Origin of the sequence: Streptomyces fodineus (genome assembly GCF_001735805.1) — a bacterium.
Taxonomy (GTDB): domain Bacteria; phylum Actinomycetota; class Actinomycetes; order Streptomycetales; family Streptomycetaceae; genus Streptomyces; species Streptomyces fodineus.
The window spans coordinates 990,327-1,004,085 of the sequence record NZ_CP017248.1; the positions used below are offsets into that span (position 1 = coordinate 990,327).

The 13,759-nt window shown below is 67.7% G+C and carries 13 protein-coding genes and 1 pseudogene; 10 read left to right on the forward strand and 4 right to left on the reverse strand.

The features are described from left to right. Positions 1-130: 130 nt before the first annotated feature. On the forward strand, positions 131-676 hold the full coding sequence (locus BFF78_RS04375; RefSeq protein ID WP_069777042.1) for a DUF4232 domain-containing protein: 546 nt from the start codon (positions 131-133) through the stop codon (positions 674-676). Between the two features lie 755 nt (positions 677-1,431). Here BFF78_RS04375 and BFF78_RS04380 read toward each other — a convergent pair. Next, entirely contained in the window at positions 1,432-1,659 is a 228-nt protein-coding gene (locus tag BFF78_RS04380; protein ID WP_069777043.1) for a DUF5133 domain-containing protein, read from the reverse strand. 275 nt (positions 1,660-1,934) lie between these two features. Here BFF78_RS04380 and BFF78_RS50010 point away from each other — a divergent pair. Continuing rightward, positions 1,935-2,484 (forward strand): annotated as a pseudogene (locus BFF78_RS50010) (transposase family protein). Positions 2,485-2,609: 125 nt separating this feature from the next. Then, on the forward strand, positions 2,610-2,882 hold the full coding sequence (locus tag BFF78_RS50475) for a replication-relaxation family protein (RefSeq protein WP_237282576.1): 273 nt from the start codon (positions 2,610-2,612) through the stop codon (positions 2,880-2,882). A gap of 300 nt (positions 2,883-3,182) precedes the next feature. Here BFF78_RS50475 and BFF78_RS04395 read toward each other — a convergent pair whose 3' ends face one another. Next, positions 3,183-3,881 (reverse strand): type 1 glutamine amidotransferase domain-containing protein, encoded by a 699-nt coding sequence (locus BFF78_RS04395; protein ID WP_069777046.1) that lies wholly within the window; start codon positions 3,879-3,881, stop codon positions 3,183-3,185. An 860-nt stretch (positions 3,882-4,741) separates the two neighbouring features. Here BFF78_RS04395 and BFF78_RS04400 point away from each other — a divergent pair. Further along, positions 4,742-5,584 (forward strand): alpha/beta fold hydrolase, encoded by an 843-nt coding sequence (locus BFF78_RS04400; protein WP_069777047.1) that lies wholly within the window; start codon positions 4,742-4,744, stop codon positions 5,582-5,584. Positions 5,585-5,798: 214 nt separating this feature from the next. Here the strand turns inward: BFF78_RS04400 and BFF78_RS04405 are convergent, their stop codons facing one another. Then, positions 5,799-6,971 carry an alpha/beta hydrolase family protein gene (locus BFF78_RS04405; protein ID WP_227025702.1) on the reverse strand — a complete coding sequence of 391 codons (1,173 nt, stop codon included), beginning with the start codon at positions 6,969-6,971 and terminating at the stop codon, positions 5,799-5,801. Positions 6,972-7,069: 98 nt separating this feature from the next. Between BFF78_RS04405 and BFF78_RS04410 the strand changes: the two genes are divergently transcribed. Beyond that, positions 7,070-7,693 carry a TetR/AcrR family transcriptional regulator gene (locus BFF78_RS04410; protein ID WP_079161750.1) on the forward strand — a complete coding sequence of 208 codons (624 nt, stop codon included), beginning with the start codon at positions 7,070-7,072 and terminating at the stop codon, positions 7,691-7,693. A 68-nt stretch (positions 7,694-7,761) separates the two neighbouring features. Beyond that, on the forward strand, positions 7,762-8,247 hold the full coding sequence (locus BFF78_RS04415) for a MarR family winged helix-turn-helix transcriptional regulator (protein WP_069777049.1): 486 nt from the start codon (positions 7,762-7,764) through the stop codon (positions 8,245-8,247). Between the two features lie 292 nt (positions 8,248-8,539). Here BFF78_RS04415 and BFF78_RS04420 read toward each other — a convergent pair whose 3' ends face one another. Further along, positions 8,540-9,190, reverse strand: coding sequence for an FMN-dependent NADH-azoreductase (locus tag BFF78_RS04420; protein ID WP_069777050.1), 651 nt, complete (start codon positions 9,188-9,190; stop codon positions 8,540-8,542). Positions 9,191-9,333: 143 nt separating this feature from the next. On the opposite strand from BFF78_RS04420, the gene BFF78_RS04425 reads away from it, so the two are divergent. The 4 genes from BFF78_RS04425 to BFF78_RS04440 all read left to right on the forward strand — a co-directional run bounded on the left by BFF78_RS04425 (position 9,334) and on the right by BFF78_RS04440 (position 13,724). Continuing rightward, positions 9,334-10,002, forward strand: coding sequence for a nitroreductase (locus BFF78_RS04425; RefSeq protein ID WP_069777051.1), 669 nt, complete (start codon positions 9,334-9,336; stop codon positions 10,000-10,002). Between the two features lie 98 nt (positions 10,003-10,100). Beyond that, positions 10,101-10,829 (forward strand): SDR family oxidoreductase, encoded by a 729-nt coding sequence (locus BFF78_RS04430; protein WP_069777052.1) that lies wholly within the window; start codon positions 10,101-10,103, stop codon positions 10,827-10,829. A gap of 358 nt (positions 10,830-11,187) precedes the next feature. Continuing rightward, a complete protein-coding gene (locus tag BFF78_RS04435; protein WP_069783377.1) occupies positions 11,188-11,853 on the forward strand; it encodes a nitroreductase in 666 nt (221 codons plus the stop codon). A gap of 1,163 nt (positions 11,854-13,016) precedes the next feature. After that, positions 13,017-13,724, forward strand: coding sequence for an AAA family ATPase (locus BFF78_RS04440; RefSeq protein ID WP_069777053.1), 708 nt, complete (start codon positions 13,017-13,019; stop codon positions 13,722-13,724). Positions 13,725-13,759: the final 35 nt, after the last annotated feature.

A 13,759-nucleotide genomic window follows, 5' to 3' on the forward strand; every position in this document is an offset into this window, starting at 1 on the left:
GTCCGCCAGATCATGCCGCTGAAACCCAGGACGGAGATGAAACCGCAACTCGGGCATTGCACGTCTTCAGGTGTGTAGGCGCGCACTGACCTCGCGCGCCGATTCGTATTCGAGGGGAACCCGAAACACTATGAAGAGCAAGCTGACCGCCGTGGCCCTTGCAGCGATCGTCGTCGCCGGCACTGCCGCTGCCGCCATCCCGGCCTCGGCCGCCCCCGCCAAGGCCGCCGCCCCGGCCCGCTGCCACACTGCCGACCTGAAGGCCGGCTTCGCCACGGGGGATGACGCGAAGCCGGAGATGGGGCAGACCAAGAAGCAGACCCAGGCGTACATCTGGTTCACCAACCGGAGCAACCACGCCTGCACCCTGTCCGGCTTCGCCGGTGTCGACATGGTCGGCGCTCAGAAGACCGACGGCACCTGGTCTCTGGCGCGTTCCTCCGAGAAGCCCGAAAAGATGACCCTGGGGCAGGGGGACACGGTGGACTTCAGCATCACCCTGCTGCCGGTTGCCAAGTCCACACCGCAGAAGGAGAAGTTCGTCCCGTCGAAGTTCCTGGTCACCCCGCCGAACGAGACGACGCACTTCACCCTGAAATGGCCGTTCGGCGGCCAGATCCTCAAGCAGGACGGAGCCACCCACCCGGGTACCTACGTCAACCCGGTCGGTCTGTAACCAAGCTGGACGGCCACTGAGCTTCCCTTCAGCGTCGCTGAGTTGAGGCCTCCGGGTGGTGCGGTGGCCACTTCCAACACGCGCCACGCGCGGCCTTCTCGCCGGGGCCTGGAGGTCGCCGGGGCCGATGGTGGGGCCGAAAGCCCAGCCCGCTTCCACAGAAGCCCCGGCAGAATTCGTCGGGGGGGGACGCCCCCGAGGCAGGCAGCGAGAGTTCGTGCCCTCCGGGTGCCCGATCTTTTCATGCTCCGATTGCCGGGAGAAGACGCCGAACGGTCGCGCCAACACTGAAGCCCCAGGTCGCCGACCTGGGGCTTCAAGAAGAGCGGGTGACGAGAATGGAACTCGCGCTCTCAGCTGGGAAGCTGCGGCGGCTGGACCGCTCCGCTGCCGTGGGACACCTGCGGGTGCGAGATATCCCCGACACATCGGCTTGCAGATGCACACCCCAATGGCGGCGTGGGCGGTCTGAGGGTGATCCGCGCGGTGTGCGGCGAGCCTCGGCCGGTCAGGTGGGGCCGTCCGGGCTCCGGGAGGAGGCCGTGTCGCCGGCCATCGCCACGATCGCGTCGTTGACGAGCAGCACTCGCGGCGGATAGTCCTGCGCTTTGCCCCCCGGATCGTCCAACGCGGAGGTGCGCCGAAGCTGCGCCCCGGTGCGACTGTCGTGCCAGTCTCTGCATTGCCCCGGCGAGACATGGCGATCCAGGCTTGTGAAAGCCAGCAACTCGGCAGGCGACCGACCAACGAAGCAGTCAGGTGGCAAGGAGGGAGTCGTCCTCGACACGGGCCCCGGGCAGCCGGTGCCGGGCTGCGATGAGAGCGGCGTCGATATCGCTGGTGCCAGTCGACACACACAGCGTGTAAGCCATGTCGTCCATCCGCCGCCGCACCTCCTCATGACCCTCTTCCGCGTGCAGGACACGCAGCGTCTCGTACTGCTCGATCAAGTTCTTCAACACGGCCGGGTGCGCCATGAGCATCACGAACCTCCCTTGCAACCACCAATCGCATGCGCCTTACACCGACCCATGTGCCCCGCCTCCCGGACACCATTCCCACGCTGTCCAACCACGCGGCTGCGGCCCTCGCCTTGGTGCCGACCTCGATTCTGCAATGGCTACGCAGTCCCACCGAGTGCAACGACGCGTGGCTGTGCGGTTTGGCCTCCGGGGCGGGCAGAGGGCGTCGAAGATCCGCGTGTGACGACAGACCTGAACCCCTCCTGACCGCACTCTACGTGAAGATCGACGACGAAATGGGAGGAACCCGGTGCCTCGGTAGACCGCCACTGCTCAGTGATTCCGAACTCGTCTGTCTTGCTGTGGCTCAGGCTCTGCTCGGGTACCACTCGGAGGCCCGGTGGCTGCGCTACGCGAACAAACACCCGCCCGACATGTTCCCGTACCTCCCCCAACGGCCGGGCTGCCACAGGCGGTTGAAGGCTGCGCTGCCGCTGCTCAAGCGCATGATCCGAGAGCTTGCCATGGACAGTGACTTCTGGACCGACACGGTATGGATCGCCGACTCCGCCCCGGTGCCGTGCGGCATGTCACGCCCGACCGTCCAGCGTTCGAAGATGGCGGGCTGGGCCGGCTACGGCTACTGCGCGTCCCACGCCCGTTCCTTCTGGGGCCTGCGCCTCTAAGCGCTACGGAGAGCCGATACTCAAGAAGGTCCGCCAGCTGATCGAGTCGCTCAACGACACCCTCAAAGGGCAGCTTGACCTGGAGCGACACGGCGGACGGGCCTTCGAGGGCGTGGCCATCCGAGTGACCCAGCGTGTGGGGGCAGTGTTGTCCGGCTGAGACGGTGCCGCATTGTGAGGAAGGATCTGCTCCCCATGACGACGTTGGCAAGCGTGGATGCGGGCGGTGGTGTCCGGCTGGCGATGGCGGTGCTGACGCAGTACCGGATGGCCGCTACCGCTCACATGCACCTGGCTGATCGACCGGATCACCCTCCCGCAGGCAGGCCGAAGGAGAGGTTGGTTTCCCCCTGCCTACGGCATGCAGATCGACTGCGAGTGGCCAGAACTGCGCGGCTGCGGGTCGGTCACACGCTGACGGTGAACGAGACCGGCCTAGCGTTCCTGCAGGACGCCCGTCGCCGAGGCGAGTTGTGCCGACCGCTCGACTGGATCCCCGAGGTCCACCATCCGATCGGGGGCGGTGGGGCCGTCATCCCCGACGCACTCATGTACTAGGTGTTCCAGGAAGAACGGCACAGGCATTACCAGTTCTTCGCGCGGCTGCTGTTCGTCCATGGACGGCACCGGCCCCGCCGGCGTCGACACCCGCATCAACGCAGCCCACGCCGCGGAGGAAGCAAGTCGGCTACGCCCGGGGCTGTTGTGGCTGCGTGCAGGGCGATCACCCCGCCCCACGCCGACGGAAGGATCGCAGCGTAAGGCAGTCACACGGACCCGTCGGACAGGCCCTACTAGGACGCATCCGCTACGCCACTGCCCCCCAGACCCACCACAGGGTATTTTCCATCCCCGCAGTCAGGACGACAGAGCCTTGACGAGCTCTTTGGCGAGTGGACCTGAGGAAGCGGGATTCTGCCCTGTGAAGAGGTTGCGGTCGACGACCGTGTAGGGCTTCCAGGCCGGTCCCCTCGAGTACTGGGTCGGCAGCTTCTTCAACTCGTCCTCCAACAGCCACTTTGCTTTGTCGGCGAAGCCGACGCCGGCTTCCTCTTCGTTACAGAAACCCGTCAAGCGATAGTTCGCGAAGGGTGTGTGGCCGTTTGCATCACGGGTCGCGAGTAGAGCAGCCGGGGCGTGGCAGACGATGCCGAGTGGATTGCCGGAAGCCAGGGCTTCTCTCAACAGCGCCCCGGAGTCGGGGTCGACCGAGAGGTCTTCCATCGGGCCGTGGCCTCCGGGGTAGTAGACCCCGGCGTAGTCCTTGAGGTGCACTTCCTTGAGGGAGATGGGGTGGCGGAGCTCGTCAGCCGACTCGATGACGGCCTCCTGCCGGAGTGCGGTTTCCTCACCGCCTGCCATGCGGGGCTCCAAGCTCATCGTGTCCACAACGGGAACGACTCCACCCGGAGTTGCCACTGTGACCTCGTATCCGGCGTCGGTGAACACACTGTAAGGAGCCACGAACTCCTCGGCCCAGTAGCCGGTGGGGTGTCGGTGCCCGTCCTTCAGGGTCCAGTAGCTCGCGCCGGTCAGCACGCAAAGAATCTTGGCCATACGACGCTCCTCTGGAAACGTTGCCCCTCGATAGGGCATGAGTGATAAGTTTCAAGCCATACCACAAGTGTGAGCGGGAATCCCGGCATATGCAACCTGATCGGCATCGCGAAAACGCCGATTAGTATTTCGTGCGAGCATTTGGAAAATGCGTGACAGGAGCACATCTAATTTTCGGCGATGAGTTTTCCCAGGTTCAGTGATTGAGCGATGGGGTGGTAGCCGAGCGTGGGTGGTTTGTCGTGTGGTGGCCCAGGCGATGAAGTCGAGTGCCGTGCTGTGGACCTGGGCGGTGGCGTCGGCACCGGTGCCACGGTCAACTCGACGGCAGAAGACCTGAGCCGCTTCGAGGAGGTCCAGTTGCCAGGGGGTGCTGCGCCGCCACTCGTCGAGGGCTTCAGCGTGGCTCCAGCTACGGCGTTCGTAGGCGTGGGCGAGAGTGAGGGACTCCGCGACGCCCTCGACGGTGGTCAGCGTCCAGGCGGTGCAGGCGAGGACCCCACCCGTCACAGGCTTCCTCGTAGCAATAGCCGTGAATCAACCGTCTGACCGCTTGACAAAGACGGCGGTTCACCCATTCATGCCCTCGCTCGACCCGCGGTGTGGCGCCAAGCATCGGGAGCCGTGCCTTCCAACTCGGCATCGGATGCGCGACAAGCACAGACACGCGAAGATGGTGATCTGCGGCATACGGCGGAACGCGGACCATCACGCTTCCCGTGCCTGAGTCCCCGCCCCGGTTCGCGTCGCCGACCGCACACGACAGCGGCGGCTGCGGCCGATGTCTTCCGAGCGATCCTCACCGTTCCCAGTCGCCGAACAAGCCAAGTTCACCTTGTACGCCGAGGAAGTGGAAGCGCATGATCGTCTCTGGAATCCCGGCATCCGGCAAGGGCAGACTGGCGCTCGGAGTGGCGCTGCTCTCCGCCCTGACCGTGCTGCCGACTCACGCCGCAGACGATGTCGGCAGGGCCCCGGCGGGCCAGAAGCCGACCGTGGTGCTCGTACACGGCGCATTCGCCGACGGGTCCAGTTGGAGCGCAGTGGTGCAGCGCCTGCAGCAGGACGGCTACCAGGTCATCGCCCCACCCAACACGCTGCGCGGCATACCCCAGGACTCGACATACCTGAACAGCCTCCTCAAAACCGTCAAGGGACCGATCGTCCTCGTCGGACACTCCTACGCCGGCGAAGTGATCTCACAGGCAGCCGCCGGCATCGACAACGTCAAGGCACTCGTGTACATCAACGCGATCATTCCGGACAAGGGAGAGTCCTTCGCCGGCCTCTCCGGCAAGTTCCCCGCCGCCCCACTCACCAAGGCGCTGAAGCAGGTCCCGTTCCGCAACGGCGACGGCACCACGGGCACCGACGTGTACATCCAGCCCGCCGAACTCCACGCCACCTTCGCCCAGGACCTCTCCCAGCAGCAGGCGTCCGTCATGGCAGCGACACAGCGCCCGATCGCACAGTCGGCCTTCACCGACAAGCTCACCGAGGCGGCCTGGCGGGACAAGCCCGTCTACGTGCTCATCGGCAAACAGGACCGGGCCATCAACCCGAGCCTCGAACGGTACGAGGCCAAACGCGCACACGCACGCCAGACAGTGGAGATCAACTCCTCACACGTGTCCCTGGTCTCCCACCCTCAAGCCGTCACAGATCTCATCCTCAGCGCGGCCCACAACTCCGGCCACCAGTAGACGAACAGGCATGACCTGCCACAGCCGCGGTGTGCGGTCCTGCGCCGCGGCTCCGGTCGTCGCCAACAACAGCTGGCACTCCTGAAACAGCGGTCTCGCGAGTCTGTGGGGCCGGCGAGAATACCTCGCCGTCTCGGTTGAGGCGGAGTCAAGCGTCGGCCGGAAACGCGAAGTGCCTCCCGACCTGGGACCATGACCTTGTCGGCCTGCGCGGTCAGCCGGCGAGCCGGGTGTCGAGCCAGTCGAAGGTGCGCTGGTGGAACAGGGAGAGCGCACCCTCGTGGCAGTGCTCGCCGGCGCCTTCGTCCTCGCGGAAGGAGATCAGCTCCTTCCGGCAGGTCAGCTCGCCGAGCAGACGCTGCGGCTGCCCCTTGAAGAACTGGTCGTTCTCGGCGTCGAGGACGAGTGTCGGGCAGGTGATGCGGTCGGCGATACCCGCCAGGGTGTACGCCTCGCTTGCCTCGACCAGCTCGTCGAAGTCGGACACACCGAAGGTCCACCGGCCGTTGCGCACCACCCATCGCACCATGGTGTCCTGCGCCATCAGCGCCTCCATGCCGCCGGGCACCGAAGCGGCTCGGCCGGCCGTTGCGGCGGCGACTTCGTGGAAGTCGTCGACGCCGTCGTGCAGCACGCACGCGGCGAGGCGGTGCTCGAAGGCGGCCGCCCTCGCGGCGAGGTAGCCGCCGAGGCTCGTGCCGATCAGCACGAGTCGCTCGGCGTCCACCTCGGGCACGGTGAGCGCGAAGTCGACGACCGGGGTGACCACGGCCTCCCAGTCCGGCCGGAAGTGCAGGCCCTGCTCGCGGACGGTGCTGCCCTGGCCGGGGCCGTCGAACGCGATGACGTTGTATCCGCGCCGCAGCGCACCCGCGGCCAGTGCCAGGTAGTTCTCCTCGAGGGTGGAGTCGTACCCGCCGTGGTAGAGCACGGTCGGGCGTGGGGTGCCCGAATCGTCGGCGAGGAACAGGTAGCCAGGAAGCGTGGTGTCCTCGTACGGGATGCGCAGGGCGCGGGCCGGAGTGTCGAGCAGGGCGGCCGCGTCGGCGAACGTCTGCTGGGAGGCCCTGGCGAGCCGCGCCGACTCGGCGTCAGTGGCGGGATCCTCGCGGCGGTAGAAGTCGGCGGTCCGGTAGTAGTTGGACGCGCGCAGCAGCGCCTCCCGGGCGCTGACTCGGTGACCGGCGGCCAGCGCGTCCCGGCCGATGCGCTCGATGCGCGCCGCCGTCGCGGCCCACTGGGCCGACCAGGCCTCCTCGTCTCCCTCTGGGATCTGCCGGCAGGTGACCAGGACCTCGCCGAGGTCGGCGCCGCCACAGGCGGCATAACCCGCGGCACGCAGTGCCTCGAAGGAGAAGGACTCGTCGTCGTAGAGGAACTTCACCATCGGCTCCCTTCCATGAATGGAACGAAACGGATCGTTCCGTCCATGCCCATAAAGGTAGCACATGGAACGGGTCCGTTCCGTTCGCTATGCTCGGGAGCATGTCAGAGCAGCAGAAGAAGGGCCGGCCGGCGACCGGCGGGGCGGTCCTGCGACAGCGGGTGACCGAGGCGGTCACGGAGGCGGCCTTCGCCGAACTCGCCGAGGCCGGGTATGCGCGGATGTCGATGGAGTCAGTGGCCCGGCGCGCCGGCGTGGGCAAGGCCGCGCTCTACCGGCGCTGGCCCTCGAAGCAGGCGATGGTCACGGAGTTGATCCGCAGCAAGGTCGCCGACACGCTCCCGCCCACGCCGGCCACGGGCGCCCTGCACACCGACCTGCGCGAGCTGCTCGCCACCTTCCGCAGCCAACTGACCCATCCGCTGCTTGCGCGGATCGCGGCCGGACTGCTCGCCGAGGCCGGTCACGACGACGCGCTGACGGAGGGGCTCTCCACCGGAGTGACCGCGCCGCGGCGGGCGGCGGCGCGCACGATACTGCAGGGCGCGATCGACCGCGGCGAACTCCCTCCCGGCCTGGATCTGGATCTCGGCACCGACCTGCTGATCGCACCGCTCGCATTCCGCGTACTGGTCGTACAGGGCCGCAGCGACGACGAGTACCTGGAAACGCTGACCAACGCAATCGAGGCGGCGCTGAAAGCGGCCGTCCGGTCATCGCCGTGACCGGCCGTGTCGTAGCCGCAGTCATTTAGTTTCAGGCGATACCGTATCGAATGAAGTAGTCTGGCCTCATGGCCGCCGACGTTCCTCACCGAACCACCGACTCGCATGCGACCGACCGTCCCGGCGATACGTCGCCTTTCGCTCTCGGTCTGCTGCTGCGCCGGGCGCACTGGCGCGCGGCCTCGGTGATGGCGGAGGCGCTTCGGCCGCTCGGCATCGAGTTGCGGCATTTCGCGGTACTGATCGAGCTGGTCAATCAAGGGCCCACAGTGCAGCGGGATTTGGCGGCGGCGACGGGGTCGGACAAGGCGGGAATCATGCGGGTCGTGGACGACCTGGAGCGGAAGGGTCTAGCCGTACGCAAGGCCGTTCCGGGGGACCGGCGGGTGCGGGCAGTGGAGATCACCCCTCAGGGGCTGGAGCTCTTCGATGCAGCCCACGTGGCGGCGGAGCCTCTGGCTGGGCGTCTGGTTGCGGAATTGGGGCCCGGTGAGCCCGAGAAGCTGACGGATCTGCTGACCCGGCTTGCCCATCCCGCGGCCGACGAGGCGTAGGCGCGCGGGCACACCGGTTGTCGGCCGCGTCGGCGCGCTGGGGCTCCATGCGGCTTCCGCGGCGAACCCGGCCTCGAGGGCTGTGGTCATCGTCGCCGCGCGTCAGCCTGGCGACGGGCGGCCGGGGTTGTCGCCGACCGGTGCCGACAGGCCGAACACCGGACGCCTTCAGGGCCGGGCCACCTGCCCCCAGGTACAGGGCGCCACGTGCACCGTCAGAGAGGGCGCACGCGACGAGGACGCCGTGTGACCTCCTGAGGTGGAGCGTCACGCGGCGTCGAGGGCGCGGGGGTTACGCGGCGAGGCGCTCCGCGAGTTCCTCGGCCTTGGTGGTCGCGTCCTCCAAAGCGCGCCTGCGGGACGCCTCGTAGAGGGGGACCAGGTCCGACATGGCGGCGTTGCGGGGGGCCATGGTGAGTTCCGGGACGATGAAGTCGAGGTCCAGGCCGAGGGTGCCCTTGAGGACGGCCTCCAGGTAGTTCTGTACGAACTCGTAGCCCTCGCGCGGTGTACCCGGCGCGTAGGAGCCGCCGCGGCTGGCGACGACGACAACCGGGGTGCCCTGGGCGGACGGGGCCTCGCCCGCGGTGCGGCCGAGCAGGAGCACGCTGTCCAGCCACGCCTTGAGGGTCGAGGGAATCGAGAAGTTGTACATGGGGGCGCCGATCAGGATGGCGTCCGCCTGCTCCAGTTCCTCGATGAGCGTCACGCGCGCCGCGAACGCGGCGGATTGCTCCGGGGTGCGCTCGATGGGGGCGGCATAACCGGCGGACCAGGCGTCGGCGGTGATGTGCGGGACAGGCGCGGCGGCGAGGTCACGGTAGATCACCGTGCCTTCCGGGTGCTGCTCCTCCCAGGTCTTGCGGAAGGCGGCCGTGACCGAACGGGACGAGGACGCCTCGCCGTAAAACACGGACGAGTCGATGTGCAGCAGCGTGGTCATGGGCTTTCTCCAAGGTGCAGTGCCCGAGGCGGAGACCAGGGCGGGATTCGTACATCGAGATAGTTTCACTCGATACAGTATTGAGTGATACCATCTTGAGTGTAACGAAGATAGACCCATTGAGCGGATGGAGGCGGGCGGTCATGGACGCCTACGAGGCGGTTACGAGCCGGCGGGCGGTGCGCGCGTTCACCGGCCGGTCCGTGCCGAGGGAAACGCTGGAGCGGGTGCTGTCCGCCGCGGCCTGGGCGCCGTCAGGATCGAACATCCAGCCGTGGCACGCCTACGTGCTGACCGGTGCGCCGCTGGCCGAACTCAAGAAGCGTGCCGGTGAACGCCTGGCCTCGGGCGACCCCTGGGACGCCCCGGAGTACGAGATGTATCCGCCCGGACTGAAGTCTCCGTACCGCGAGCGCCGATCCGCCTTCGGTGAGCAGCGCTACGGGGCACTCGGCATCGCACGTGAGGACCTGGAGGCGCGCCAGCGGGCGGCCGCCGCGAACTGGGACTGCTTCGGCGCACCCGCCGCCCTGTTCTGCTACATCGACAAGGGCATGGGTTCGCCCCAATGGGCCGATGCCGGCATGTATCTGCAGACCGTCATGCTGCTGCTGCGCGCCGAAGGACTGCACAGCTGCGCGCAGATGGCCTGGGCGAAGTACCACAAGACGGTCGCGGAGGTCCTGTCGCCCCCGGACGGACTCATCCTCTTCTGCGGTATGTCGATCGGGTTCGAAGAGGTCACGGCGGGTGGCGCTCGTATGGGCCGGGCATCGCTCGACGAGACGGTCACGTTCGTCGACGGTCTCTGACGCCATCCCTCCTCGGTCGGTCAACGAGCCGTTTCATGCCGCACTCATAAACGGCATATATGCCATATTGCGCATGCAATCCTGATGAAAGGCACGTCATGAAGATCGCAGTCATCGGTGGTACCGGACTGATCGGGTCGCAGGTCGTCAAGAACCTGAACGCCGCCGGACACGAGGCGGTACCGCACTCGAAGTCCACCGGAGTCGACATCATCAACGGCGAGGGACTGGACGAGGCGGTGGCGGGAGCCGACGTCGTCGTCAACCTGACGAACTCCCCGACCTTCGACGAAGCGTCCCCGGCCTTCTTCCAGACCTCGATGGACAACCTCCTGGCCGCGGCCCACAAGGGCGGCGTCGGCCACGTCGTCATCCTCTCGATCGTCGGCACGGACCAGGTGCCGGAGCTGGACTACTACCGCGCCAAGGCGCTCCAGGAGAAGATCCTCGCGGCCGGGCCGATCCCCTACTCGATCGTCCGGGCCACCCAGTTCATGGAGTTCATGGATGCCGTCCTGTCCTGGACCGCCGACGCCGACAGCGTCCGGCTGCCCGCCACGCCCATCCAGCCCATCGCCTCCAAGGACGTGGCCGCCGCGGTCGCGGAGGTCGCCGCGGGCGCGCCGCTGAACGGCATCCGCAACATCGCCGGTCCCGAGGTCTTCACCCTGGACGAGCTGGGCCGGATCACCCTGTCCCACAAGGGCGACCACCGGACCGTCGTCACCGACCCCACCGCCGGCATGTTCGCCGCCGTCAAGGGCGACGTCCTCACCGACCGGGACGCCCACCTCGCCCCCACCCGCTACACCGACTGGCTCTCCTGACCCGCACGAGCTCTCTCGGGCACACAGACCGCAGAGAGCCACGCTCTGGCCGTCGTGGGCGATGACAGAACTCGGCACGGCGGCCAGAGGTGGTCGCCTTCCGCATCGTCGGTACGGCACGGCTCTCGGGCGGGTCGGGCCCGTCGGACGCCGCGACGGTCGACCCCTGTCCCACGGCGCTGGGCGCGACGGCGCCGGTGAGCTGACGGGCTTTCCGGGTGCGTGCCCACCGCGTGGTCACCCGTGCGGGGCGCGTCCCGGTGCGATTGTCGTTGATGAGGTGCTGGGCCCCCCACCCCCACGGCCTGCCGACTGTCGATGAGTAGCCACGCGGAGCGGATGAGGGAGGTAGATGGTCTTGGATGTCTATGAGGCGGTCACGAGCCGACGGGCGGTGCGCGGATTCACCGACCAGCCCGTCCCGAGGGAGGTGCTCAAGCGCGTGCTGTGCGCCGCGGCCTGGGCGCCGTCCGGTTCGAACCTCCAGCCGTGGCGCGCCTACGTGCTGACCGGCCGGCCGCTGGCCGAGCTCAAGAGGCGCGCCGGCGAGCGCGTGGCCGCAGGTGACCCCTGGGACGAGCGGGAGTACGAGATGTACCCGGCCGCACTGAAGTCCCCGTACCACGAGCGCCGGTCCGCTTTCGGTCATGAGCGCTACAGCGCACTCGGCATTGCGCGCGAGGACTGGGAGGCGCGCCAGCGGGCCGCCGCCGCGAACTGGGACTGTTTCGGTGCGCCCGCCGCCCTGTTCTGCTATATCGACCGCGACATGGGGCGGCCCCAGTGGTCCGACGTCGGTATGTATCTGCAGACCGTCATGCTGCTGCTGCGCGCCGAAGGACTGCACAGCTGCCCGCAGATGGCCTGGTCGGTGTACCGCCGAACCGTCGCGGAGGTCCTGTCACCCCCGGACGACCTCATCCTCTTCTGCGGCATGTCGATCGGATTCGAGGACGCCACTGTGGGCTACACCCGTACGGGCCGGGCGCCGCTCGACGAGACCGTCACGTTCGTCGACGGTTAGATTCAACGCGCTCCCCGCTCTCTTGCGGAAGCGAGTCCTCCGCGCCCCGTGACGGTCCCCTGTTCCCTTGACCAAAAACTCGACCGTCGGCTGCCGTCTCTTCGTGCTTGGCACCAGTAGTGCGCGCCCTCGCGCCGCTGCTTCAATCGGCTCCGCACTCAAGTATCTCCTCAACTGGGCTGATCATGCGGCTCTCCGGAGCCCAGGCACTCGCGTGGCCGGCTGCCCATCTCACGCCCGTCGAAAGGGTCCTTCCGCAGCACTGATGACCGGCGCAACCGAGCCCTGCTGGCTGAGCCGACGTCAAGTGCGGTGCCAGCCACGGTAATAGCGCCTTCCCCGCGCCATGCGGCGGCCGGCGCGCGCACCTTCTGTCCCCCGGGCACCACGGCCGAGAGCCGCGCATCGGACAGCGCCGCTCCGACCGTGTGCACCACAGGGGAACCTCGAAAGGGAGAATTCGATGAAAGAGACGTGTCCCTGCGGCGCTTCGTGACAGGAAAAGCGCTGGTCGCCGGCGCCCTACTGGTCCTGGCAGCGGCCGCGGACGGGGAAACCAACCCCGACTCCTGGACCGCCGTCGGAGGAATCGGCGGCGGACGCGACAGCGACAACACGACGTACGCCTACGCGATCTGTAGTGGAGACGGCGTCAACGTCCGAGGCATCACCACGACCGTGCACTTCCGCGAGCTGAGCGGCCCGACCACGGCAGGCACGAGCCAGACGGCAACTGTCGGCTGCGCCGATCAGGCCGGGGAACACGGCGACGGGCGGGAGAACCACGTGTTGGTCAGTGGGGGCGCCGCCGCCAGCGGAGGCAACGTGACGACGACCGACTTCACCAAGGCAGGGTCGGGCGGTACCCACCTCATCGGAAGCTTCCCAGCGACTCCGACGGCAGGCCGGTCACTGACGGGACCGGCACGGCCGCATACTGGACGGCCGACATCCACGTCGGGGGCTCGCCCTCGCCGGACACCTACTCCGATGTCTGGGCGCTCTGCCTGAACCTCGATCACGGTCACGAGGAATGATCACGGTCAGGCGTGTCTGACCTGTTCGGCACGCCCACCCGTCACGAGGCCACGAAGCGCACAAGCGGTGGCGATCAGACTGCCGGTCTTGGCGGGCGCCGTCCCAGCCCGTGGCAAGCTTGGCTCGTGATCGTCGAACGCGCGTACGCACATGTGGCTTCGTACGAAGAAAGGGAGTGGCCCTGGTCCGTGCCCTGTGTGCGGGAGCTCTTGGCCGAGGGGCTGCGCTTCACCGCGCCGGTGACGTTCCTGGTCGGTGAGAACGGCTCGGGAAAGTCGACTTTGGTGGAGGCTCTCGCCGAGGGTTTCGGCCTGGATTCCTGGGGCGGGTCGCACGACTGGCGCTACGCCAGCCACCGCGCGAAATCGGTACTGGGCCAGCGGATCCGCTTCGATCCGGCACCGCGCGGACGCCGGATGATCAGCAGCTGGTCTGCGCGCAAGGGGTTCTTCCTGCGCGCCGAGACGGCGTTGGACGCGTTGGAACGGGAAGGGTTCGCACCGGGTTCGGTGAGTCATGGCGAGGGCTTCCTCGCGGCGTTCCGGGGGAAGTTCCTGCAGCCGGGGCTCTACGTGATGGATGAGCCGGAGGCCGCGCTGTCGTTCTCCTCCTGCCTTGAACTGGTCGGCCACCTCGATCAGTTGGTGGCCGCGGGCGGGCAGGTCATCTGTGCCACCCACTCACCGCTGCTGACCGCGCTGCCGGGTGCGGACATCGTCGAGGTCGGCGAGCACGGCATGCGTCGGGTGGCCTGGCACGATCTGGCCCTGGTCGATCACTGGCGCCGCTATCTCGCCGACCCGCAGTCCTATCTGCGGCACGTCCTCGGCTGAGGCTCTTACGAGCGCAGCAGAGCGCGCCGCGCCTG